Origin of the sequence: Paenibacillus sp. FSL R5-0701, from assembly GCF_037973995.1 — a bacterium.
Taxonomy (GTDB): Bacteria; Bacillota; Bacilli; order Paenibacillales; family Paenibacillaceae; genus Paenibacillus.
Window position 1 is genome coordinate 198,172 of sequence record NZ_CP150230.1, and the last position, 25,418, is coordinate 223,589.

Sequence of the window (25,418 nt, forward strand, 5' to 3'; positions counted from 1 at the left end):
GTAAGCCCGATATACTCTGTAATCTCCCAAAGGAGGCAAAAAAGCATGAGCGAAACGCAGCAACAGATCCGCGAGTTTGTTGCAGGGGTACAAGCATACGTCTCGCCAGTAAATGTGATTAATCCTTGGAAAGATTATGTGAAAGGCTATGATATCGGCCCCGAAGCGGTGAAGATTCGTTCTGAACATTTGGTCAGGTATTTGGGGCCACGAATGTCCAAGGCTCGGTACATTTTTATTGCTGAAGCTGTGGGATATCAAGGGGCGAGGTTCTCCGGCGTACCCTTGACGTCCGAGCGAATGGTTACCGGGAATCACTCGCTGGTGAATCACCAGATGATTTTTGCAGGTGAGCCGGGTGTCCGAACTAGCCTGCCCAATATCGCCAAACCTAACCGGAGTCAGGCACTGTATGGATTCGCAGAACCGACAGCATCCATCATATGGGGCGAAGTGTTATCCAGTTCAAGGTGGAAACCAACGGACTTTATATTTTGGAACATCTATCCCTTTCATCCTTATCAATCTTCTGAAAACAGGATGACGAATCGAACGCCGACTTTGGCAGAGTTGGAGGATGGTTTGCCGTTTGCCAGACAGCTTATGCAACTGAATCCTGATGCTCAGATCGTGGCTATTGGCAGGAAGTCAGCAGACACGTTAAGCTCCCATTTCATTAAACATCACCATGTTCCTCATCCTGCAAATGGAAGGGCAGTACAATTCCAAAAAGCAGTAAGGTCAATTATCTAACCCATTTGGAACTGGAGAAATAAAGGCTGACACATGCATTCTTATCGTTCAAGTGCTCACACATAACGTAATGCCTATTCTATAAAGATTGGTTGGTGAAGCCTAAATGAGTGAAAAATACTGGCTTGTGGTGCAATATCCGCTGAAGAGCGCGCAGGGTAGCAAACGAGATCATTGGTTGAAGGAAAAGGTGATGGAATATCTGGAAACCGTTCTGACCCAGGCGGAGTTGGGAGAGGTGGATGGATGTGACCTGGGCAGCCGTGTGGCTGATCCGAAGGAATATGTAATGAACATTTTCTGTGTGGTCACGGACGAGGATCGGAGCATAGCGCTAGTTAAAAAAGTGCTGAGAGAGAGTCGGTTGGATTACACCCGCATCCAAATCGCTACAATGCCATATGGCACAGAAGGAAGCTACACGCTGAAGTATGCCTCCAAAAAAGGCGTTACCGTATTCTCGCTTTGATCACGATTCGCTGATTCATATCATAACGAACTCTGTACTTGTCCTGCCCGAGGGCAGTTTGCCCCCAACATTTGCCCCACTTAAATTCATCATATGAGAAAACGATAATTGGACTTCCCAACCTTATCCACTCGATCAACACACTGCCAGTAGTAAGAATGATGCCCGTAGATATCGTAATCTTGCTCAAAAGTATGCCATATCAAGGTAGACGTTTATCATCGTCTTTTGTGTATTCAGATCCTCCGCCTCTCCCACATCACTCTCCATCTGGCACAAACCACAACTTATTATCTGTACCTCCAACATTTTATAAGGCAGTACTCCTTGCGGCTCCAATTACGGGGCCTCACCCACAGCGTTCACAGCAATCGTCTTTCCAAAGCCTCATTCTACTTCACTCAGTCAAGCCATCCGTATGCGATAAAAAGAGTTGAGCCTCCTCCATGCACAGTTCTATAATATACAATTGTATAAAATCCGAGAGAGTGGTGGATATCACAATAGGTCATCCGATCACATCGGATAAACCCATCACACATCGGAACCAAGGGAGGGTCACAGTGAAACACAGAGCAAAAGATACAACAACAGATGCAGGAGCAACAACAGAAGGAGATGAAAAATAGAAGTGAAAGCAACAGCTCAATCAGATGTTGAGACCGATGCAGAAGTAAACGCAAATACAAAAGCAAACACCAGTGCAATGAAGAAGAATTGGACTCCCCGTTTCAAAGAGTATATTCAACGCAAGCCCAAGACACTCGCTTTTAAAATCCCATTTGCCTACTTTATCATTATTCTGCTAACGGTGGCGTTCAGTGCGTTGGTACTGAGTCGTATCTCGGAAAATGATACGCAGCGAAAGATCAATGAAGCATCATTGCAGACAATTACATCTATTGAGACCAACGTTAATCTGATGATTGAGAACGTGAACAATTATTCGAAAATGATTTTCTCCGATCCCAACTTGCAGAACCTGCTGCGGCAGGGCAATGTGTACTCCAATTTACAAACACAGTCCAAGGTCAGCGCGTATTTGACTAATCTTATGCAAGCGGTTCCAATTATCGATTCAGTATATATTTACGATAATTCGGGGCACCGATTCTCGGTTGGTACACAGGAATGGCCCACGTTTATGGAAGCGAATGTGAAGGAAGCGCCTTGGTACGAACAGGCACTGAAACATAACGGAAGATATCTGCTCAGGCTGAATGGTGGCAACAACGACAGCGGAGTCTCGGCAACGGGGGAGAATGATCGGCAAGAGGTGGTCTCGTTTATTCGCCTCATTCGAGATTTGGATGATACGTCTCCACTTGGATTTCTGGTCATGAACATCAAGGGAAAATCCATTGCTCAAGCCTATGCCAACCTGTCTGCACCGGATTCATTTCAGGTGGCCATCCTGGATGAGCATCAGCGGGTGATCGCAACGAACGTAACCGATGGAAAGAAGGCCGTGCCTACTGTATCCGACTCATCCATGTCTGCCGCTTCTGGACAGGAAGGGATGCACGAGATATTAGAGGCCAATCAGGCCAAGTTAAAACAAACATTTCAAGAGCAATCTTCCGGCTTCATCACCTTGCAATCGGGTGGTCAGGAATATGCTGTGACCTATCGTTCGGCTGGTGATGATCAGTGGAAATTCATCAGCATGAGCCCATACCGGGATACGGATACCCGTAATAAATCCATGGTGCTGCTTGCGTTGATTCTACTGGCAGTGAACGGAACGGTCTTTTTCGTCAGTTCATTCATCATCTCGCGCAGCGTCATTAAGCCGATTCATAAGCTGCTTCGTTCCATGCAAAAAGCGCCAAGTGGCAACTTCCGCAAAGTGACGGTTGAGCTGAACAGTTACGAGTTCGCACAGCTATATGGAGGATACAACCAGATGATTGAGCAGATTGAGCAGATGCTGAAACGCATCATTCAGGAGCAGCAGACGATCCGCCGAGCAGAACTGAATACACTTCAGGCGCAGATCAAGCCGCATTTTCTATATAACACACTTGATTCCATTACCTCCCTGGCGATGTCCGGCATGAACGATAAGGTATGTGAGCTGTTAGAAGCGCTTGGAAGTTACTATCGGCTGAGTGTCAGCAAAGGGCGCGAACTGATTACGCTGCACGAGGAGGTTGAGATTGTACGCAATTATCTGACGATCCAGCAGGTGCGATATCCCGGTGTATTTGAGGTGCAGTACGATATCGATTCAGACTGTGAACGAGTGATGATTCCCAAGCTTGTACTCCAGCCGCTGGTGGAAAATTCTCTTTATCATGGTATTCGTCCCAAAGGCAGCCCAGGCACGATACGTATTCAAGCTCGTCGATCCAAAGAGGGAGTACTTCTAACGATCACTGACGACGGAGTCGGCATGTCCGAGGAAGAAGTACAACAGGTTCAACGCACAGAAATGAACAGGTCTAATCGCTCGAACTCATCTAACCCATCTAACCCATCTAACCCATCTAACCCATCTAACCCATCTAACCCATCTAACCCATCTAACCCATCTAACCCATCTAACCCATCTAACCCATCTAACCCATCTAACCCATCTAACTCTTCTAACTCTTCTGATACTTCTAATCCTACCTATAACGCTAAATACAATCCAAGCTTTGGCTTATGGGGGACGATGGAGCGGCTTCGGATTTTTTATGACAGAGAAGATGGACTTAAGCTGCAGAGCGAGGTTGGAAAAGGAACCACCATTATCATAACGATCCCGAAGGGAGCCGATGAATCATGGAATTCACTGTGGAACCATTAAAGGTATTGATTGTGGATGATGAGTACCTCATCCGAAATCTGCTGCGCATGCGTATCGATTGGGAGCAGCAAGGCATGAGCATCATTGGTGAGGCCTCCGATGCTGAAGAGGCTTTGAATCAGGTTGAGCTGTTGCGTCCAGACATTGTGTTCACGGACATATACATGCCCAAGATGGACGGCATTGAACTGAGCGGCATCCTCATGGAGCGTTACCCAAACATAAAAATCGTGGTAGTGACGGGACATGATGAATTTGAATATGCTCGTCAGAGTGTGAAGCTGGGCATATCCGATTTTATTTTGAAACCCATCCGTGCTTCTGAATTATTACAGGTTACGACGAAGCTACGAGTGGCAATCGAGCAGGAGATGGGGCGTGAGTACGAGCTGATGAAGCTGCGGGAGGAGATGAAGCAGAGCTTGCCTTATCTCAGGGAGAGGTTTGTAAATCAATGGTTAAGTAACGTGATACCTGAGGATGAACTACAAGAGAAGGCGCGTTTCTTCGGTATTCCTATCTCGTCTGGTGAACCAGGATCACGCATCGCAGTAATGGAGGTGGAGGTTGCTGTACCGCAAGCTAAGATAGCTGCACCAGAGGTATATCCACATCTGTCCGAATCATATCACCAAACACACCAAGCACAACGAGGGCCTCAACAACAACACGGTCAGTCCCAATTAAGCCAGCATCAGACAGAAGGTCATCCACATACTGCCGAGGAAATACATATTCTGCTGCGAATGGTAGGCATGAAGCAGGTGCAGGCATTTTATCCGCAGGATTCGCAAACCATTATCGTCATGGACCCACATAACCGGATAGTTGTACTCTCGCTTGGTGCGGATACGGAATTTGCCGTTCAGGTACAGCAGCTTCAGGAAGAACTTCAACATACACTTAAGCTCGAAGGGTGTGAAGTTGATGTGACCGTAGGGATTGGGCAATGGCAATCAGGATGGGGAAGGGCCTGTGTGGGATACCGGGAAGCTTGTCGTGCACTCGATTATCAGGCGTTTGTGGGGAAAAATCAGGTTATTTGCTTCGAGGATCTGGTCATCGAAGGCGGAAAAAGGCGGTACCACTCGGATGCTCAGCTGCTCCAACAACTGCAATTTTACGTCAGTGTTGGTGCGGGGGAAGAAGCCGTATTGTTGCTGGAGCGTATGCTGTCTGTGCCGTTCTCGGACGTTTCACAGTTTCGGATGGCTGCCATGGATGTGGTTACGGAGTGCCAGCGTGCTGCCATAGAGCAGCAACTTGAGGGAGAACACGCATTGAACAAAGAGGCCGTTGCGGCCATTTTTACAGCAGGTCATCTGCCTGAACTAAAAAGCATGCTGGAGCAGCATGTCCGCACGGTATCGGATGCCATACAAGCTAAGCGACAGGCCAAAGAAGGCAATCTGATCGACCGGGTGATGGCTTATCTTGAAGAGAACATGGGCAATGCGGAAGTGGGGCTTTCCAGCACCGCGGCTGCTTTTTACGTAAGTTCGGGCCATCTGGGGCGGCTGATGAAAAAAGAGACCGGGCAGACGTTTGTGGAATATATGACGCAGCTTCGTATGAGAAAGGCCGAAACGTTGCTGAAGCAGACCGATTTAAAGGGGTATGAGATCGGGCAACAGGTAGGCATCCCGGACCCACATTATTTCAGCGTCTTGTTTAAAAAACATATCGGTCGGTCCATGAACGAATATCGGAATGTAAAAACCTGAAAAACGAGATGTAAACCCGGGAGTGTAGAGAAGGTGTGAGCGCACCCTCACTTCCGATTTCACATATGCTCGAATATTACAAATCGATGCCTGTTTTCTAAATGGAGAACAACGCACGGTTCGCCTAAAATATGGGCTAGAACCAACTAAAACACATAGGGAGGTCCATAGAGATGAAAGCGCTATTAAAAAAATCAGCAAGTCTAATTCTGACTCTGGGAATTGTAAGCAGTCTGGCGGCATGTTCATCCGGTTCGTCCGGTGGTACACAGGGGGAGAGCGATGGCAAGATTAAGCTGACGCTATGGGATCAATCGGTCGGCAATACCGATCCTTCGGCCAAACTGCTGCCCGAGATTGTTGAGAAATGGAACAGCGAGCATCCGGACATCCAGGTTGAACGTACGGGCACGACAGGAGAACAGTACAAAACCAAAGTCAAAACATCGATTGCAGCTGGTGAAGCGCCAGACCTGTTCTACGGCATGGGTGGTGGCAGCTTTATGCAGCCATATATTAAATCCGGCAATGTACTGGAAATCTCAAGTTACCTGACGGACGATATCAAAGAACGAATGGGTCCGGGTATGGCTGAGGCGATCAATATGGACGGCAAAATCTACACATTGCCCGTGTACACACATATCGCCAACCTTTACGTGAATACGGAACTGTTCGAGCAGGCGGGTGCCAAGATTCCGACCACCTATAACGAACTGCTGGATGCAGTCTCCAAGCTGAAAGCGGCGGGGATCACCCCGGCTGTGATTGGGGAAAAGGACCGCTGGCCGGGCATGTACTGGTACGACGTTATTGCGATGCGTCAGGCAGGCAATGCTGCGGTGATGGAAGCCTTTAAAGATCCGTCGAAATGGGATTCGCCCGACTTTGTAGCCGCCGCGACCAAAATGCAGCAGCTTGCGCAAGCAGGGGCGTTCAACAGCAGTATGTTCAGCATGAGCTATGACGAGATGCTTGGGGCATTTAATGCAGGCAACGGGGCAATGATGTTCCAGGCCAACTGGGTAAATGCAGGAATTGAGGACCCGTCCTCCGCAGTCAAAGGCAAAGTGAAAGTGATTCCATTCCCGGTATTTGAAGATGGCAAAGGCACAAGTACCGAAATCTTCGGCGGAGCCGTCGATGGTTTCTACATCAACCAGAATACCAAACATTCGAAGGAAGCCGTGGAATTCCTCATGTATTTGAGCGAGCAACTTGGTACACAAGGTTTCCTGGCTGGAGCGGGTCTGCCAAGCTGGAAAACAGATGCACTCGACACGTCCAGCCTGTCCTCCCTTGATCTGTCTGCGGCAGATATTATGAAAACGGCGACCTCATTCATTGCGTGGTGGGATAACATTCTGCCAGCGGAGTCTGCCGAAGCGCACAAAAACCTGATTGCCCAGCTGCTTGCCGGCGATGTAACACCGGAGGAGTTCTGCAAACAGATGGCACAGCTCAAACCAACAGAGCTGAGCCTGTAGGTCGCGCAGGTTAATATGTGCGCAACCGTAATCCTTACATGTGTACGCTCGTGAGCTTGCCAAGCTGAAGCCTGTTAACAATGAAGATGAACCCAAACAAGGCGTGGTCCGGAATATCCGGTCACGCCTTTGAGAGGAGAACAACAATGAACTCTGTATTTTCCAATAAAGGCACGATAGCTGTCTTTGTACTGCCCACCCTGATTCTGTTCTGTGGCATTGTGCTCATTCCAATCTTTGTCTCCAGTTATTACAGTCTGCTGGACTGGAACGGCGTAGGCAGGGGTACATTTATTGGTCTGGACAACTATGTAGAGATGTTTAAGGATACCCGTGTGCTGAATTCGATCAAGAACTCCCTGTTATTCGCGGGTGCTTCGGTGTTCATTCAACTGCCGATCTCGCTGGTGCTCGCACTAATTCTGGCGTCCAATGTCAAGGGGGAAGGTTTCTACCGGACCGTGTATTTTATCCCGGTGTTGATCTCAACGGTGGTTATTGCCCAGTTGTGGTCAAAAATCTACAATGCCGATTACGGCCTGCTGAATGTGCTGCTGCAAAGTATCGGCTTATCCAGCCTGGCACAGGACTGGCTGGGGCAGAAGGACACCGCGCTGGCGGCATCGTTTATTCCGACCTTGTGGCAGTACGTAGGGTATCACATGCTGCTGATGTATGCAGGAGCGAAGTCCGTGTCTCAGGATGTGCTCGAAGCTGCTCGAATGGATGGTGCTTCCCGTATTCGCACGGCGTGGTCCATTATGATCCCGCTGATGAAACCCATTCTGAAGGTAAGCCTTGTTTTTTCGGTCATCGGCGCATTCAAGGTGTTTGACCTGATCTATGTGCTGACTGGAGGCGGGCCGTTCTACACCACTGAAGTGCCGAGCACGCTGATGTACGCTACCATTTTTGATACGTTCCGGTACGGATATGGCAGTGCGATCTCGGTCTTTATCATTGTGGAGTGTCTGGTGTGTACGATCCTCATTAATTCATTGTTCAAAACGGAGTAGAGGGAGGCAAAAGGCATGAGTACCGTAGAAGTCATGTTGCAAAAAAATCCCAAGCGGAGGTCCATCTCCGGACCGATCGGGAAAGTGTTCCTGCAAGCGTTTCTGATCCTCGTTGCGATTGTGCAGATCTACCCGCTCATCTGGCTGGCGCTGTTTTCCCTGAAGGATAACAGTGAGATCTTTAGCGGTGATGTGGCCGGGTTGCCCAAAGCGTTTCTGTGGAGCAACTACACCAAAGCAATGTCCGACGGCCATGTGCTGACCTATTTTATGAATAGTGTGCTGGTTACTGCGGCCTCCATTGTCTTGGTACTGATCCTGTCCTCCATGACGGGATACGCAATCACGAGAATGAACTGGAAGCTCAGCGGGTTGACGATGACGATCATTTTGCTGGGCATGATGGTGCCGATTCATGCGGCACTGCTGCCATTGTTTATTATTTTGAAGAATCTGAGCCTGCTCAACAGCTACTGGTCTCTGATCATTCCCTATGTGGCATTTGGCATTCCGATGGCTGTATTCATTCTGGGCAGTTTTTTCAAAGGTATCCCAAGAGAGATGGAGGAGTCGGCGGTTATTGACGGCTGCGGCATATACCGGACGTTTTTCTCTATTATTCTGCCTCTGGTAACCCCGGCTATATCAACGGTAGCCATCTTCACATTTCTGTCCTGCTGGAATGAGCTGATGTTTGCGGTCACGTTTATCAATAACACGGCTTACCAGACGTTGACGGTGGGTATGATGTCGATGGTGGGAACGTACATTACGCAATGGGGTATCATTGGTGCGGGACTGATGATTACGACGGTGCCAACGGTGGTCATCTATTTGCTGCTGAACAAACAGGTGCAGAAGAGTATGATTGCAGGTGCGATCAAAGGTTAGCTGGAGGCTGGACTGGAGAGCATGGCAGTAGAAGGATCGATGCTTGCTCGCTGTACTCTCTTTCTGGTGGATATCGGCTTGATTCAGGATTTCGCAAGGTGTGATCTCTAGACTAGACCGGAGCCTGTGGTCATGGAATAATAAGGGAGTATGTAGCAGGCAGTTGCAGAGAGGGGTCATTATTTATGGTCAATATCGCGATGGTAGAGCAGGAGTCAGTTCGGGAGAAGGTTGTGGCGTTCACGTTTGATGATGGGCCACACCCGGTGTATACACCTCAAGTGCTTGAGATATTCCGGCGTGCCGGTGGGCAGGCGACGTTTTTCATGATTGGCCAAGAGATGGAGAACCACCCGGAGATTGCGGCGGAGGTGCACCGTGAAGGGCATGAGATCGCCAACCATACGTACACGCATCCGGATCTGACCAAGTTGACGCTGGAGGAAGCCGGTGAGGAGCTGCAACGCGCAGAAAATCTTGTTCAAAAAGTTACGGGGCAACCTGCCCGCAGCTTCCGCCCGCCGTATTTTGGCGTAAACGATGATATATTGTCTCTGGCGGCGGAGCGTGGATATCGCACGATTGGTGCGGTGAACGGTGATGCCAGGGATTGGGACAATCCCGGTGTTGAGCACATTCTGGAGCACACCCGGTCTGCGGTGAAACCTGGCAGCGTGCTTATATTCCATGACGGGTACGGGGATCGTTCCCAGACGGTGGAGGCGGTTCGTGTGCTGGTGGAGGAACTGGCCACGGAAGGGTACCGTATGGTGACGGTGAGTGAGCTGTTAGACATTTCTAGTGAGCATGATGCAAAGACGACATAATCAAGTGGGCCCATCATTCTTTGAATGACAGGGTCCTTTTTTAATATATATAATGCATAGGAAGAACGGAGCGGGAGATCAAACTTTGCTTGCCCTCTCAAACTACTTTATAATAATAGGCTAAACTAGATTATGTCAGGAGGAAACAATGGACTTTATCAGAAATCAACTAGAAGAACTCGGCATGAGTGGACCCTCCATTGGTTATCTTTCAAACATCATTATGATTATTTTTATAGCAGTGATCTCGATATTGGCAAATGTGATTGCTAAGCGAGTGGTACTGAAGACGGTTCATCGTATCGTAAGTAACAACCGTTTCAAGTGGGGCCATATTGTGGTTCAAAAAAATTTATTTCAGAAACTGTCGCATCTTGTACCAGCCATTATAATCTATTATTCTGCTTATATTTTCTCGCCCTATCAGGCCATAATTGAAAAATCAGCAATGACCTACATGATTGTCATCATGATTACGGTTCTGAATGCTCTGCTGAATGTGTTCGATGATATCTATCGTACCTATGAGGTGTCGAAGATTCGCCCAATCAAGAGTTACATTCAGGTAGCCAAGATTGTCCTGTTCATTATCGGGGGCATTATCGTCATCTCCAGCCTGATCGGACAGAACCCGCTCATTATCCTCAGTGGACTGGGGGCGTTATCGGCAGTATTAATGCTGGTATTCAAAGACTCGATCTTGGGCCTCGTGGCTGGTGTACAGCTATCGTCGAACGATATGGTGCGTGTTGGTGACTGGATCGAGATGCCAAAGTATAATGCGGACGGTGACGTCATCGACATTACTTTGAATACGGTAAAGGTTATGAATTTTGATAAAACGATTACGATGATTCCAAGCTACGCCCTCATTTCGGATTCGTTCCGTAACTGGAGAGGGATGCAGGTGTCCGGTGGCAGAAGGATTAAGCGGAGTATCTATATTGATATCAGCAGTATCCGTTTTTGTACGGAAGAGATGGTGGCTGAATTTGAGAAAATCCACTACCTGACTGATTATGTCACGGCGAAATTGAAAGAAATTCAGGCTTACAACATGGAGCACCAGGTGAATACCGAAAGCAACGTGAATGGCAGACAACTGACAAACGTCGGTGTATTCCGGGAATATATCCATCAATATTTGAGGAATCATCCAAAAATCAATAAAGATATGACGATGATTGTGCGACAATTAGCACCGGAAGATCGCGGGCTGCCTCTGGAAATCTATGCATTCAGCAATGATATCAACTGGGGTGTATATGAGAACGTTCAGGCGGATATCTTTGACCATATCTTCGCGGTGGCGTCAACATTTGGACTACGGGCCTTCCAGAATCCAACCGGACATGACATTGTGCAGCTGAAAGAGGATAAGCAATATGCGCGAGAGTATTAAGAAGATTTATCAAAATAGATGTGACGGCCACCATATTGGTGGTCTTTTTTACGTTTGGATGCACCTCCAATTCGGCCATGGGTGAGAACACGTCACAGTTCTGGAATCGTGTTCAAATGCAGTTAGAAAAACAGAGATACTGTAAATATAAGTGGACAATACATATATTTTTCATTATATTATAATTAATTCCATATTTTGAAAGGGGTGATTTGGAGCTTTTTCTGATCAGGTGTGTCTATGAACTAGGGAAAAGCATGGAGTCTCTTTGGCGTGCTAACTTTTCAAAAGAAATGGAGGGAGAATGAAATGAAGAAAACATTGTATTCTGTTATTATGATGACGCTTTTATCAGGATCGATTGTGGGTACGGCCTTGGCGGATAATTACGAGTCGAATGACACTTTGAGCAGCGCGTATAAAATCCCAACGCAAACGGTGGCCACTCCCTACGGTCCGGCATACTGGGGTGGAAGTGCTTGGTCTTATCTATCTTCCCCGACAGATGTAGACTACTTTACATTCAGAGGGCATGGCAAATCAGACGTGCTTGGTTCTCCTTCCGGCTATGATTACGATTTGTACGCCTATGACAGTGCTGGAAATTTGGTTGCTTCTTCTACGAATACGTCAGGAGCGGATACCGTTCTTGTCGACTACAATAATGTATATTTTAAAGTGGTAAGCAAAGATGGACGATACAGCGATACCGATGCTTACAGCGTAACCTTTTATAAAAGGGATGTCTGGGTGCCGTGACCAGCTCGTGAGAGTAAAACAACGTTAGGTATCATAGACTTTAATGCTTCCGTCTCATGAATAGGAACTCTACCGCCTCAATGAGGTAGTAGAGTTTTATTTATTCAAGCCAATGGTCTGGAAGAATGGGTTACCATATCCCCCACTTGAGTTCATTGGAAAATTTAATGGAGGTGAGTGCCGTGGCACGTGTATTAGTTGTGATGATCCCTGCAGAAGGCCATATCAATCCGTCGCTTGGATTAATCAAGGAACTGGTAGAGAACGGTGATGAAGTGGTCTACTGTTGTACCGAAAAATACCGGACGAAGATTGAAGCGTTAGGCGCACAATTTAAGGCCTACTCCTTCAACGAGGCAACCCTGCTCAACAACCCTGGTATGAAGCCATTTGAACTCAAGCATCCTTACCAATTTTTATATATGATATTGAATAAAGTGATTCAACGCTTTATACCAGATGTTCTGAATCTGATCGAACATGAAACCTACGATTATATCATTTTTGACTCCATCATAGGCTGGGGAGGACAAATTCTAGGTGAGAAGCTAGGTATACCAACGGTATGCTCAACCAGCACCTTTGTTTTTGTGGAGCCTCTTGGATCAGACAATCAACTGAAAGATGATACGGAGGAGGTCAAGGAGTTATATAACAGCATCGTGGAAATGTCCCAGCAAATAGCTTCCCAGTTCGATGTGGCTGTACCTTCCCTGGCGGAACTTTCAGGGCATTCAGGACAACTGAAGATTGTGTATACAAGTCGTTATTTTCAACCCATGGGGGACAAGCTGGACGACAGCTTTGTGTTCACTGGCCCGTCCATTATTCCTCGTAAGGATGCGCCAGCTTTTGCAAATGAATCTCTGCATGCTCTTTATAAGCAGGTCGTTTATATTTCGATGGGAACCATTTTAAATAAAGATCTCGATTTTTATAAGCTTTGCTTTACGGCCTTTCGTAATTTGCCTGTGCAGTTTATATTATCTTCTGGGAAGGATACCGATATAGAGCCTATTGCTGATCTCATTCCTGACAATTTCATCATAAGACCCTATGTCCCTCAACTGGAAGTGTTGCAGTGTGTAGATGCTTTTCTGACACATGCAGGCATGAACAGTACCAGCGAAGCTTTGTATTACAATGTACCATTAATCATGCTCCCGTTAACATCGGATCAGCCGCGTGTAGCAGGTCGGGTAGAGGAGTTGGGAGCAGGTGTCATCGTGGACAAAAATAACCTTACACCCGATGTGCTTAGAAACGCAGTATTAGAAGTGCTCGGCAATGCCTCCTACAGGGAACAGGCAGGGGTTATTGGGAAAACGTTACGCGATGCTGGCGGGTATAAGCAGGCTGCTATGGCCATTAAGAACTTTATAGGCAATCAACCGTTATCGGCCACGCCCATCTCTTCGTTTGAATGAAAAGGAGACTGCCTTTCCTGAGAGCAAGACGAGAAAGCCGTCACCCGACTAAAACGGAGTGTTAACTTCCAATTGATTCAAGCGCGTATGGAGGGGTAGATAAACGGAGAGGGGCATTATTTTTACCATAATGTTCGTATACCTTTCACAAAGGAGAGTTCCCACATGAATCATACAATCCCTGAATACACATTGAACGATGGCTTGAAAGTACCTGCAATTGGATTTGGTACCTATAGTTTAAAAGGTGAAGAAGGTGTTAAATCAATCGCGTCCGCAATGGATGCGGGTTATCGATTAATTGATACGGCGTATAACTATGAGAATGAGGCAACGGTGGGCAGAGCAATCAAACAAAGCTCCATCGTCAGAGAAGATCTACTCATTTCCTCGAAGTTGCCGGGGCGTTATCACGCTCATGATAAAGCACTTGTGGCGATCCAGGAATCCCTGTACAGAGCGGATCTGGATTATTACGACCTGTATCTGATTCACTGGCCCAATCCGAAGAAGGACATGTATGTCGAGGCATGGCAAGCGCTGATCGAAGCCAAAAAACGTGGATATATCCGATCCATTGGAGTTAGCAACTTCCTGCCTGAACACAATGAACGGCTGATTAAGGAAACGGGGATAGCGCCGAGTCTGAATCAGATTGAGCTGCATCCATTCTTCGACCAAGCCGATCAGCGGGAACAGGATACGAAGCATGGCATCGTGAACGAATCCTGGAGTCCGATTGGACGTGGCAATGATGCCGTACAGGATATTCTGAAGGATGAGAATATTCTTCGGATCGCGGAAACGCATGGCAAAACGCCAACCCAGATCATTCTGCGCTGGCATGTTCAGCTGGGTTCCATTCCAATTCCGAAAGCCGGCTCCTTGCAGCATCAGCAGGAAAATATCGATATATTCGATTTTGAGTTGAGCACAGAAGAGATGCAGCTCATCTCTGCATTTAATCGTCCGGATGGACGGTTGTGGGATCAGGACCCAAGCGAGTACGAAGAATTTTAAAGATATCAAAAACCCCTGTGAATAAACATGGTAAAGCCTGCAGGCTCTATCGATGATATTCCGGGGGTGTTTTGGTGTGCAGAGGAATAGAGGACATGGTAAAAAAGAAAAAGAGTGCCATTGTCAGTAATGACAAGAAGCACTCATAATATGAACGGTTACGGCAACATATTTACTTGTGAAATGTGCCCGCTACGCTTTCGAAATCCGGAAAGTTAGAATCTCATACGGTTTGATATCAAAAGTAATTCGACCATTTTCCACGGCGCATTCTACTTCGTTGTTCTCGAGCAAATCACAAGCGTACGCCGTAGCACCTGCTCCTTCAGGCAATTGCAGGGAAGCACGGCTGCGACGGCCGTGTGCTTCATAGAGACGGATGATCATATCATCGTTGTTCTCGGCTTTTTTGATAACCTCCAGCACGACATTATCCTGATCGACCGATGCAAGTGACCATGTTCCCGGCAAGGTACCGGTTTGCGGACTTACTTCACGGGCAACCAGCGGACGGTTGAGATCATAAGCGGCTTGGATGACACGTCCCTCACGGAAGTCGCCCTGATGCGGATAGAGCGCGTAGGTGAATACGTGCTGCTCTTTGTCGGCATTTTCATTCGGGTACGTTGCGCTCTTGATCAGCGACAGTCGCATCACCGAGTTATGAATGTCATATCCATATTTGCAGTCGTTCAGCAGAGCAGCACCGTACCCGTTCTCCGCCAGATCGGCCCACTTCTGCCCGCATACTTCAAACCGGGCTTGATCCCAGCTCGTATTACGGTGGGTAGCACGCTCAACGTTGCCGTACTGGATTTCGTAGACTGCCTTCTCACTCCAGATATCGAGCGGGAAGGCGGCTTTCAGCAGCAAATGCTCCTGCTTCCAATTCACAAACGTACGGAAATCAATCCGGCGTGTATGCGCGTAGAAGATGATTGTTTGCTCAATGACCGAATCTAGGAACTGTCGCTTCACTTGAAGCACGGAACGTACCGGCCCGCTTTCAACCCACTCCAGCGACTGCAGGTCGTTAATCTCCCACATATGCTGTTCATAATAATCGTCAATGTTCCATGCCTCGTATTCCGCAGGTCGATCCTCGAACACTTGCAGCACGTTACCACGCTTGCCAGACTGAAGCAGCTCACGGCCCTCCAGCTTGTCCCATACGGATGTGAATTCGGCACTTTCATTCAGGTGAATATCGTACCAAGGTGTATGGATGTGGCGCCGATCTGCTTCCCACTGTGCAACCGAAACTCCCGCGACAAGCTCGTCTGTTAGATCTGGTGTGATTCGGAAAGATTTATACCCGGATGCAGGCACGTTCTCTGCAAGGAACACGAGGCCTCCCTCGGGAGTCCGCTGGCTTGGTACAGGGTGATCTCCATCGTAGACGGTTACCTTTCTCGCAAAAGCAGGCAGCTCAACCACATCCGTCCGTACAAATCCGGTCGTGTTAAATACCGCAATGGCTTCCCCATCAGATGTAATTCGGCTTGTGATGCCGTTAAGTGCACTGTCTTTTAGCTCATCTGTGACACGCAGTACTTCTTCATATTGCTCTTTGGAATCCACATATACCTGCTCAATGGAGCTGCCCGGGAGAATATCATGGAACTGGTTCAGCATCGTCAGCTTCCATGCCTGCTCCAGCGCATCGGTTGGATAGGCCGCCTGTACATTCGCCTGACGATGAATCATGGCATACAGCTCGGCATCGGCCAGTGCAAATTCGCTATGACGGTTGTACCGTTTGTTGCGCGCCATGGACGTGTAGGTACCCCGGTGATACTCCAGATACAGTTCACCCGACCAGCGGGGAACAGAAGGAACATCAGCCAGATTTTGCTCCAGCTTCTCAAAAAACTCGCGTACAAAAGTACGTTTCACCGCGGGTACACCCGGCAATCCAACATCAAGCCGTCTGCCATGCTCCAGCATCTCTTCAGTTGGTCCACCGCCGCCATCTCCAAATCCGAAACATTGCAGGACATCTGCATTGATGTTTTTGTTCTGGTATCGCTGCCACGTGCCTTTCACTTGCGAAGCATTAAATCGTCCATTATAGGTCGTTTCGAAGCGGCGCTGCCTGAAATCAGGATGTTTGTCATAGTCTGTTGCTGTGATGAAATGGGTCAGGACTTCTGATCCGTCGATTCCTCGCCAGTACATCGTGTCGTTTGGAATCTGGTTTGTATCATTCCAGGCAATTTTGGTTGTCATAAAATAATCAATGCCGCTCTTGCGCATAATCTGCGGCATCGCTGCACTATAACCAAATACATCCGGCAACCAGAGCACACGGTTCTCCACACCGAACTCTTCCTTGAAGAAACGTTTCCCATATATAATCTGACGGATCATGGATTCACCCGAGATCAGGTTACAATCGGCTTCCAGCCACATTGAACCTTCCGCTTCCCAGCGGCCTTCGGCCACCTTTTCTTTGATTTTTTCATATAGGGACGGGTAGTCTGCTTTCAGGTATGCATACAGCTGGGGCTGAGAAGACATGAACGTGTATTCTGGAAACTTGTCCATTAGATACAATACACTCGCGAAGCTGCGAATGACCTTCTCGCGAGTCTGATCCAACGTCCACAGCCATGCCACATCGATATGCGTGTGTCCGATACAGTGCACGGTAGGGATGTGATCACCGGCAGGGCGGATATCACCATAGACATGATCTTGCAGATATAGGCGGGCTTCCAGTACCGACGCATGGAATTCTGAGCTGTTTTCCTGGCGCAAATCCAGCAGATTCACGGCTTTATTCAGATGTTCGACCAACTTCAGCCGCTCCAGATCATCCTCACGCAGCAGATCCGCAGCATCCAGCGCAGCCTTGAGATCATAATACAAATCGGAGACTTGCTGATGATGCTCGGCGATATATACATTTAGAAAAACATCCGCGGCAGACGTACTGCAATACGCATATAATGCCAACTCAAACTCTTCGCCCTTCACCGCGGATGAAGTCAAGTCAATCTCCGTATGGTTAACATCCAGACCGCAGATCAATTCCCCATTGAGGAATGCTAAGAATTGCGGATTGTCATAATTCCAGATGTCGTCAGCACCGGTGACGATGGCACACACGACCTTTTTTCCTTCCATTTGATCCGGGATTCGAATGCGGGTTTTAAAGCAGCTGTGTACATCTTTGCCACCCCAGCCATCACCCTTACGGAATACGTTCCAGGAGGAAGGGTCCTCATGCACCAGTTCCCAGGAGTGGTAACCACTTTCTTTATGATAAAGCTCAGGGATATATGTCTTTGAGGTTAGTCGTGCACGTTCCAAGTGTTTCACAATGGTATGGATTCGAGTATACAAGGAATTCATTTTCATGTTGGTTTCCCACCTTGGTTTGTAGTAAGTACAGGCTGTAGTCGTTGTTGGAGTGATAATACTGCAAGCGCTAACATATCAACTCTATCATAACAAAAGAGAAATGGGCGAAACTATGTATTGTATGCTGAAAATAACGTCTTTTTATTGCATTTCATGCTAAAATAAAATCATTAGAATCAGGATAGGGGGCATGTCCATGACACCATCGGTTTTGGCATACGAGCAAGGATATGCGATCCATGTGAACCAGCCTGGAGATTCACTTTTTTATCATCTGGATTATGACGAGCGCTCCCATGAACTGAATATGGAATTTCAGCATTTCCATGATTTCTATGAAATCTGTATCCTTCTCGATCGCACGGCTGCGCACATCATTGAAGGCAGTTTATATGAGATCCAGCCTCTGGATATCGTTCTGTTGCGGCCTTCATTGCTGCATAAAACGCAATATCCGAAGGGTGCTCCGCCGAAACGATTGATGATCACCTTTGCCATGCCACGTAATACACCTGGTCTTGAGAGCGGTTACACAGAGCTGTTTTCGATTTTTAATAAACCGGTCCCGATATTCCGATTTACAGAAGAAAGACGCAAGGAAGTCCTCGCGCCGATCAATGATATTTTTGCTATATCGCAGCAGCCTTCTGTCCTTCAATCGGTTATGATTCATAGCAAGTTCGTGGAGTTTCTCTGTGCTCTTCATCGTTACTCACCAGAGAACGGGTATGTGCGTGAAGAGACTGGATCAACGATGTCCAGGCGCATGTATGCCATTGCCTCTTATATTCACAGCCATTATCAACAGGATTTATCTTTGGACGAGGTATCCAGGCGTTTTTATGTAAGTGCCCATCACTTGTCTCGCCAATTCAATAAGGTTACCGGCTTCACCTTCACGGAGTATGTGCAGATGACCCGTATTCGGAATGCCCAGCAATTGCTGCTGAATTCGAGTGAGAAAATCACAGATATTGCTGCACAGTGTGGGTTCACAAGCTTTTCCCAGTTCAATCGCATCTTCAACAAACAGAACGGAATGTCACCAAGTGCATATCGCCGAAGCAGACATTCGCAGAGAGAGCGTGAAGTTATGCTTGTGGGTGAGAGACCCGAACCACTTGGGAGCCTAGAGTGAGAGGGACGAGGAAAGTGATGGACAGACCTAAAATCTACTTAACATGTTACTCTTTTCTGAATAGAAGCTTTTTATAAAAGAAAGAATAGAGAAGAGAAATGGTATATTGTTTGGTCCATATATTCATGATTCTGCCAGGGATAATCCTCCATTACTCATCCGATATACTTTATCGCAATATTCAAGCATGCGCTCATCATGGGTAACCATAATGGCTGCTTTTTGGCGTGATTTCACCTCGTGTGCAATTAGACTGACCACTTCATGTGCTCGTTTGGTATCTAAACTTGCTGTCGGTTCATCCGCCAAAATGATGTTGGGATTATTCATTAAAGCACGAGCTATTGCTGTCCGTTGCTTCTCACCACCTGATAGCTCTTCTGGGAAACTGTTCAACTTCAAACCCAGACCCAGTTCCTCTAACAGCTTAGAGGCAAATTCCTTATCCTGCCTTCCAACCTTGCCAGACATTCTTTTTACCACGAGCAATTGATCAAGAACATTTAAATAGGGAACCAAATTCGAAGATTGCATAATAAACCCAATTTCTTGTAACCTAATATTAGACAGTTCTTTCTCAGTAAGTGCAGAGATGTTATTCCCATTTAGTTGAACCTCTCCTTCAGAGGCTTTAAGCATGGCTCCAGCAATAGATAAGAACGTACTTTTACCAGAACCGGAAGGTCCAACCACAGCAACAAATTCTCCCGGCTCTACTGATATGGATACATGATCGAGTGCAGTGATTTGATTGTTTCCTTCGGCATAATACATGGTGACTTCATTCATGTGCAATCCCTTAACCATTATTCAACCCTCCCGAGCGCCTTGAGCGGATCAATCTTTGTAATTTTACGAACAGAAACCATCGAACTTAACATAGCGATAATGAGCAGGATAACAGAATACGTGACAACAAGACTGGTTTCCAGCTTGAATGGCATACCTTTTGGCATGATCGCTGCTGTCCCATAGGTCAGCAAGATTCCAATAACAATGCTAGTCAGTGAAAGTACAAACACTTGCGAGATAATGGTTTTCCCCAAGAATCGGTTACTGGCACCGATCGCTTTCATAATGCCGAACTGATTGGTCTTTTGCATCGTGATGACATAAAAGAATACCCCAAGCACAAATGCGGAGATCGCAAGCAAAAATGCAAGCATCATTAGTATTGTACCGTTCTCTTCTTTGTACCCTGGCATACCTTGAACGGCTGCCGCTCGGGTAACCGTATCCGTACCTGATAGCATGTTATTAATTACATTTGGCTCGATATCCTTGCCTTGTAACATGATCGCATTCACGGGTCCTGTAACTCCTTTATCCGAACCTGGAGCCGCGAAGGTAATCTTCCGCCATTCATCCATTGGAGTAAATACGGATGCGACGTGGTTATAGGTCTGATTCTCCACATATCCGATAATTGTCAATGATTCAGTCGTTCCATCCAGTTGAAACGTGTCCCCAATTTGATAGCCCTCATCTTTCATGGTTGAATTCACCACGACACCCGTAGGGTTCTCGGAAGACAGGCTTTCACCTTCTACAATAGCTGGTTCCAAAAAGCTTCCTGGGTCAATTCCTATAATCGCTATATCTACCTTATCTTCATTCTTGGTGTTATTCTCTTTCAGTGCCGTTGCCATCGTACTTCCCATGGGTGCAGCAGCATCCACATTTGGCAGCTTTTCTGCCTCAGCAACCAATTGATCTGACAGCAGCGACTTGCTCATTGAAGACTGTGACCCTTCTTCAAAGATGACATAATCAGCCTTCATGGTCTTGAATGTTGAGGCAGCTAGCGTAGATAATCCATTCCCCAGACCGGATAAAATAAAGACTAACCAAGCCATTAGTACGAAAATAATAATAATCATTAGGAATTTTATTTTACTATGCATTAATTCCTTCATAGCTAAAAACATGATCTGTTCAACTCCTTCTTTCGTTTTTATTGACACATGTGTCAAATTAGAGGTGTGGCAACGTGGTTTGTATAATTAAACGATATAAATGACACATGTGTCAAATTTAATCCAAGAATAAAGTTAGCTCTTGGCTCCTCCGATCCACATTTGGAAGAGCAGCTTTCCCCAATCAGGCGTAGGGATATTTAGCATATTAGGCGTATTAATTAAGTTGAAGAAAACACCAATAAGTACAGGTAGAGGAATATCTTGTCGCAGGGCTTGATCCTGCTGAGCGCGTTCAAACAAGCGTGATAATTGAATTTTAAGAGTCATATGTGCTTTCTCAATAAATTCAATATCTCTCGCTGCTGCGGAAGAATTAGTCGTATTAATTTTACTGGCATCTCCCAAAAGTTGATGGAGCGTAGATTCTTCTGCGTAAATGAGGAGCAATTGTTCGAGAGCATCCATTGGATCTGTCTCATCAATGGCTAATGAATTCTCTAATACGGTTGATATGGAGCGCTTCATACAAGCAGCAACAATCTCTTCTTTATTAGCGTAATATTGATATATCGTGCTCCGGGCTCCAGACAGATGCTGTGAGAGTAGCTTGAGATGAAAACCGTCGTAGCCATGCTCAAGTATTAATTTTTTTGTTGTGTCCAGTAGCTCTGTCTCAGTAAAAGATTGTTTTCTTCCCATAAAATCTCTTCCTTTTTATCGTTTAAAATCTATGTGTAAATTTCAGGCGATCGATGAGTGTTGTTAATGAAGAAGTACTGCGCTTCTTTAGTTTACTATGACCAGTTTAGCATATGTTTGATAGGCATCCTACAAAACAGACCAGCTGTCTTAATAATGGGTGTTAATCCAATTGAAAAATCCGGTATACCAGCGATTGGGAAGGTCATATTGTAATCGGGTTGCTCAAGCCAATCACTTTTCGCTTAATTATAAACTTGGGGACCATATACAAAGAAGACAAACCCTCTAAGTTACAGAGGGTTTGCCTTCTCCTTCTATATAAAGCTACTCTTAAAATTGATCCTTTGGTGCCAGCTCAATAGCAGAGCGGATGGCAGCCAGCATGCTTTTATCATCGGCGATATTTTTGCCGGCGATATCAAATGCCGTACCGTGGTCAACGGATGTACGGATGATGCCACCTTTCAGGCCAACGGTGATGTTCACGCCTTCCTCGATGCCCATTACCTTGATCGGCGCATGGCCTTGGTCGTGGTAGCAGGCTACAACGATATCGAAGTCACCGCGACCAGCGCGGAAGAAGAGTGTGTCCGCCGGCAGTGGACCAACGACGTTAATGCCTTCCTGCTGCGCACGCTCAATGCCGGGCTGCAGTTTCTCTTCTTCTTCACCGTTACCGAACAAGCCGTTCTCTCCGGCATGAGGGTTGATTCCGCATACGGCAACACGCGGATTCTCAAAGCCTGCTTTTTTCAACGTATCATGAGCAAGCTTCACGACGGTGTAGGTTCTTTCCGGGTTAATACTCGCAATGGCATCGATCAGACCCATGTGTGTTGTCAGGTGAATAACGCGCAGATTTGGCGTGGTCAGCATCATCGAGAAGTCCTGCGTATCCGTCAGGTCAGCCAGAATCTCGGTGTGCCCCGGATACAGGTGCCCGCCCTGATGCAGAGCTTCTTTGTTCAAAGGCGCGGTGCAGATGGAGTGAATCTGCTGTTTTTTAGCAAGATCAATGGCTTTGGCGAGAAACTGGAATGCGGCATCCCCAGCCACGGCAGATACTTTACCATATTCCAGATCCGCAGGAACGAGGTTCAGATCAATCACATCCACAGTACCGAATTCATACTTGGCCTCGGAAGGCTCCTCAATCGCATTAACGTTCAGACTTGAGCCGATGACTGGCAACACACGCTTCAGAATCTTCGCATCACCGATAACGAGTGGATTGCACTGATCGTACATCTCTTGATGACCCAGTGCTTTCATAATAATCTCCGGTCCAATACCTGCTGCGTCGCCCATCGTAATTCCAATTGTAGGTTTCATACGAGAATACCCCCTTTTAATTTTTGAATCGCATGGATAAAGACATCCGGTTTACCGAATCCGCCTGCTTTGGTAATCACATGCAGATCATCAATCCCTATAAACTTGGAGATCGGCACGCCGATTTCAAGCTCATCCAGCAGCTCGAAGCCGCTAATATTCCATTTCAGGCAGATTTGTTTTGCCGTATCGCCGCCAGTCATGGATACCCCTTTGAACAGTCCCTCTTCCAGCAGTCTGGCACAGATCTCACCCATCCCAAGTACAATCTCGTTGCTGACTTCCGTGTGATTGAGACCACGAACTTCGCCCGTTGCCCGTGCCAGTTCGATATCCACTTGTTCAGCGGTGGAGTAGAGGACAACATCTTGTCCTTCCAGCGCTTTGTCTCGGACCTCGTTATAGACACGTTCCATCTCTTCCGCGCGGTCTGCGGTTGCGGATACCGCTTTGAAGGAATGGAAGGAGACTGACGCCACGCGGGAGTTGCGCATCAATCGATGCAGCTGCTCGCGGGAGTTTTTGTTCACGCTGCCAACCACCGTTAGGATTGGACCGGAATTCTCCGGGATATCAAGTGACGCAGCTCTGGATTCCAACTCGTAATGTGCGGGGAGGTAATTGGCAATGCCCGCCGAACCTGCCCAAGTAAAGGTATACTCCAACTCGCGAGTCATCTGCAGAATCAGTTCCAGATGTCTTTCTTCGGTGGAGTCCACCATTACATACGGGATATTATTTGTTTTCAACTGCTCTAGCTTGGTGCGAATATGATTCTGCCCGGCTTCCAGATCGGCGACGGTGATCTCGCCAACTTCGTACTTGGTCTGTTGTTTCAACAAGTCCGGAAGGTAGGAAATTGTTACAGGTGTCTTCGGATCATGGGCAATTTCAGTATCTGCCAGCGGAACGCCGTTCAGGTAATGAATTCCTTCCAATATCGTCCGGTTATTTTTTGGATAACCCGGGGCAATCATCATAAAGTCCGGCTTTACGACATCATATACAGCATCAATCTCGATGCCGATATTACCGCGCATGGTGGAGTCCATTTTTTTGAAAATCGTCTCAAATCCGTTGTTCGTCAACAATTCAGCAGCCTGATATACACGGTCATACGCTTCCTGCGAGGATATGGAACGACTATCTGTATCAAAGACGACGGCATCGTAACGTGTAAGAGGGCCTTCATCCATATTAAAAAGAACACTGGTCTTCAAGCCATGACGGGCAAGCTGCACCCCGCTGTCATTGGCACCGGTCAAATCATCTGCAATAATGGCTAATTTCATGCAGTCATCCCTCCTTGTAAGCACAATTTAATAAAAAGTCCGTTCAGATCATCCATTAAGCACAGATTAAGCACATTAAATCAGGTGATACTCATTTATGTGGTTGGTCGTTGATTGTATTTCTCGACTCCACCTGATTTCTCCAGTCGTTTGGAGAGGAACCCGATGAAGATTGGCAACAGGATGGCTGTTGTTACAACGCTCGCCGCAATTTGCACTGTAGCAATCTCGGCAATTGGGCCAAATGAAGCATTAGCAGCCACGATGGCAGCAGGTGTACCTACGGCATTCCCAGCTGTTGAACCTTCGGAAGCACCAACGATGGGATTCCAGCCAATAGCTTTGAACAATAGAAATCCAATTCCACCTGTGAGAAGAACGGTCAGAACGCCAAGCATGATTCCACCAAGTCCACCTTGGATGATCGACGAGAAGTTGATTCCCATACCCAGTGAGAAGGCGAAGAACGGAACAAGTTTGTCGCTGCCTTTGTGCAGCCACTCCGCAAGATTGCGGTCCAGATTACCAATAATGACACCAACGATGAGCGGAAGCAATACAGCAACGAATGCCATAGGAGAGAACATGCCGTTGGCAAAACCCATCGCACCGAAGATGGAGAGCGCTACCATGGTTAGGAATGGACCATCGCTGAGTGCGAGGAACGGATAGGCTGCTTTGTCATCTTCTTTGCCGTATTGACCAGCGAGTGCAATGTACAAACCACCGTTCGAGTTGGTCATTGCTGCAATAATGGCCAGTGGGGCAAGACCCAGGAATAATCCACTTGAGTCAGCAAATAGAATGGCAACGAGACCGAGTGCTGCACCGATCGCCCACTTGACGACCAGCAAAGTAACGCCCTTGCCGACGGATGAGCCCGCTGTTTTGAACGTAATCTGTGTACCCGCAATCAACAGGAACAGCGCGATCAACGTACTGGAACTGTTAACGAAGAGAGCTTCCGTGAATCCACCGATGCGCAGGGCATTCGGGAAGAATGTATTGATGGTTGCACCAAGTAACAGGGGAACGACCATCATACCGCCAGGGATGCGATCTAAAGTTGCTTTAATGTTCATAGTAGTAGCTCCTTATGA

General features: G+C 47.1%; 21 protein-coding genes. 13 read left to right on the forward strand and 8 right to left on the reverse strand.

All coding sequences use genetic code 11. The features are described from left to right. Window positions 1–45 precede the first annotated feature (45 nt). Both MKZ13_RS00970 and MKZ13_RS00975 read left to right on the forward strand, forming a co-directional pair. Window positions 46–753, forward strand: a complete 708-nt coding sequence (locus MKZ13_RS00970; protein ID WP_221822338.1) for a uracil-DNA glycosylase — start codon at window positions 46–48, stop codon at window positions 751–753. 106 nt (window positions 754–859) lie between these two features. Further along, complete coding sequence (locus MKZ13_RS00975) at window positions 860–1,222, forward strand: hypothetical protein (RefSeq protein WP_221822337.1); 363 nt, start codon at window positions 860–862, stop codon at window positions 1,220–1,222. Here the strand turns inward: MKZ13_RS00975 and MKZ13_RS00980 are convergent. Continuing rightward, window positions 1,203–1,412: a hypothetical protein gene (locus tag MKZ13_RS00980; protein ID WP_221822335.1), complete on the reverse strand. Its 210-nt coding sequence runs from the start codon at window positions 1,410–1,412 to the stop codon at window positions 1,203–1,205. The genes MKZ13_RS00975 and MKZ13_RS00980 overlap by 20 nt on opposite strands. Before the next feature lie 441 nt (window positions 1,413–1,853). On the opposite strand from MKZ13_RS00980, the gene MKZ13_RS00985 reads away from it, so the two are divergent. The 10 genes from MKZ13_RS00985 (at window position 1,854) to MKZ13_RS01030 (ending at window position 14,569) form a co-directional block, all read left to right on the forward strand. Continuing rightward, window positions 1,854–4,016, forward strand: coding sequence for a sensor histidine kinase (locus MKZ13_RS00985; protein WP_339181143.1), 2,163 nt, complete (start codon window positions 1,854–1,856; stop codon window positions 4,014–4,016). Next, on the forward strand, window positions 3,992–5,740 hold the full coding sequence (locus MKZ13_RS00990) for a response regulator (protein ID WP_221822332.1): 1,749 nt from the start codon (window positions 3,992–3,994) through the stop codon (window positions 5,738–5,740). Before MKZ13_RS00985 ends, MKZ13_RS00990 begins: the two co-directional genes overlap by 25 nt. A gap of 173 nt (window positions 5,741–5,913) precedes the next feature. After that, the gene (locus MKZ13_RS00995; RefSeq protein WP_221822329.1) at window positions 5,914–7,227 is read left to right on the forward strand and encodes an extracellular solute-binding protein; all 1,314 of its coding nucleotides are present in this window, start codon (window positions 5,914–5,916) and stop codon (window positions 7,225–7,227) included. A 146-nt stretch (window positions 7,228–7,373) separates the two neighbouring features. Further along, window positions 7,374–8,243 carry a sugar ABC transporter permease gene (locus tag MKZ13_RS01000; RefSeq protein ID WP_076210184.1) on the forward strand — a complete coding sequence of 290 codons (870 nt, stop codon included), beginning with the start codon at window positions 7,374–7,376 and terminating at the stop codon, window positions 8,241–8,243. A 15-nt stretch (window positions 8,244–8,258) separates the two neighbouring features. Continuing rightward, entirely contained in the window at window positions 8,259–9,134 is an 876-nt protein-coding gene (locus MKZ13_RS01005) for a carbohydrate ABC transporter permease (RefSeq protein ID WP_339181147.1), read from the forward strand. Window positions 9,135–9,319: 185 nt separating this feature from the next. Further along, window positions 9,320–9,961 carry a polysaccharide deacetylase family protein gene (locus MKZ13_RS01010; RefSeq protein ID WP_339181150.1) on the forward strand — a complete coding sequence of 214 codons (642 nt, stop codon included), beginning with the start codon at window positions 9,320–9,322 and terminating at the stop codon, window positions 9,959–9,961. 148 nt (window positions 9,962–10,109) lie between these two features. Beyond that, a complete protein-coding gene (locus MKZ13_RS01015; RefSeq protein WP_221822323.1) occupies window positions 10,110–11,363 on the forward strand; it encodes a mechanosensitive ion channel domain-containing protein in 1,254 nt (417 codons plus the stop codon). Window positions 11,364–11,672: 309 nt separating this feature from the next. Further along, the gene (locus MKZ13_RS01020; RefSeq protein WP_339181153.1) at window positions 11,673–12,122 is read left to right on the forward strand and encodes a hypothetical protein; all 450 of its coding nucleotides are present in this window, start codon (window positions 11,673–11,675) and stop codon (window positions 12,120–12,122) included. A 182-nt stretch (window positions 12,123–12,304) separates the two neighbouring features. After that, window positions 12,305–13,549 carry a macrolide family glycosyltransferase gene (locus MKZ13_RS01025; RefSeq protein WP_339181155.1) on the forward strand — a complete coding sequence of 415 codons (1,245 nt, stop codon included), beginning with the start codon at window positions 12,305–12,307 and terminating at the stop codon, window positions 13,547–13,549. 165 nt (window positions 13,550–13,714) lie between these two features. Further along, window positions 13,715–14,569 carry an aldo/keto reductase gene (locus tag MKZ13_RS01030; protein ID WP_339181158.1) on the forward strand — a complete coding sequence of 285 codons (855 nt, stop codon included), beginning with the start codon at window positions 13,715–13,717 and terminating at the stop codon, window positions 14,567–14,569. A gap of 192 nt (window positions 14,570–14,761) precedes the next feature. On the opposite strand, the gene MKZ13_RS01035 is transcribed toward MKZ13_RS01030, so the two are convergent. Beyond that, the gene (locus tag MKZ13_RS01035) at window positions 14,762–17,932 is read right to left on the reverse strand and encodes an alpha-mannosidase (RefSeq protein ID WP_339181160.1); all 3,171 of its coding nucleotides are present in this window, start codon (window positions 17,930–17,932) and stop codon (window positions 14,762–14,764) included. Between the two features lie 199 nt (window positions 17,933–18,131). Between MKZ13_RS01035 and MKZ13_RS01040 the strand changes: the two genes are divergently transcribed. Beyond that, a complete protein-coding gene (locus MKZ13_RS01040; protein WP_221822314.1) occupies window positions 18,132–19,073 on the forward strand; it encodes an AraC family transcriptional regulator in 942 nt (313 codons plus the stop codon). A gap of 123 nt (window positions 19,074–19,196) precedes the next feature. On the opposite strand, the gene MKZ13_RS01045 is transcribed toward MKZ13_RS01040, so the two are convergent. From MKZ13_RS01045 to MKZ13_RS01070, 6 genes are all read right to left on the reverse strand, one after another. Further along, window positions 19,197–19,880 (reverse strand): ABC transporter ATP-binding protein, encoded by a 684-nt coding sequence (locus MKZ13_RS01045; protein WP_339181163.1) that lies wholly within the window; start codon window positions 19,878–19,880, stop codon window positions 19,197–19,199. After that, window positions 19,880–21,001 (reverse strand): ABC transporter permease, encoded by a 1,122-nt coding sequence (locus MKZ13_RS01050; RefSeq protein ID WP_339181166.1) that lies wholly within the window; start codon window positions 20,999–21,001, stop codon window positions 19,880–19,882. Before MKZ13_RS01050 ends, MKZ13_RS01045 begins: the two co-directional genes overlap by 1 nt. Window positions 21,002–21,124: 123 nt before the next feature. Continuing rightward, a complete protein-coding gene (locus tag MKZ13_RS01055) occupies window positions 21,125–21,691 on the reverse strand; it encodes a TetR/AcrR family transcriptional regulator (protein ID WP_221822311.1) in 567 nt (188 codons plus the stop codon). A 333-nt stretch (window positions 21,692–22,024) separates the two neighbouring features. Beyond that, window positions 22,025–23,026: a 4-hydroxythreonine-4-phosphate dehydrogenase PdxA gene (gene pdxA, locus MKZ13_RS01060; RefSeq protein ID WP_339181168.1), complete on the reverse strand. Its 1,002-nt coding sequence runs from the start codon at window positions 23,024–23,026 to the stop codon at window positions 22,025–22,027. Continuing rightward, the gene (locus MKZ13_RS01065; protein WP_339181171.1) at window positions 23,023–24,318 is read right to left on the reverse strand and encodes a four-carbon acid sugar kinase family protein; all 1,296 of its coding nucleotides are present in this window, start codon (window positions 24,316–24,318) and stop codon (window positions 23,023–23,025) included. The genes pdxA and MKZ13_RS01065 overlap by 4 nt, the downstream gene beginning before the upstream one ends. A gap of 95 nt (window positions 24,319–24,413) precedes the next feature. Then, entirely contained in the window at window positions 24,414–25,400 is a 987-nt protein-coding gene (locus tag MKZ13_RS01070) for a 2-keto-3-deoxygluconate permease (RefSeq protein ID WP_169482134.1), read from the reverse strand. Window positions 25,401–25,418: the final 18 nt, after the last annotated feature.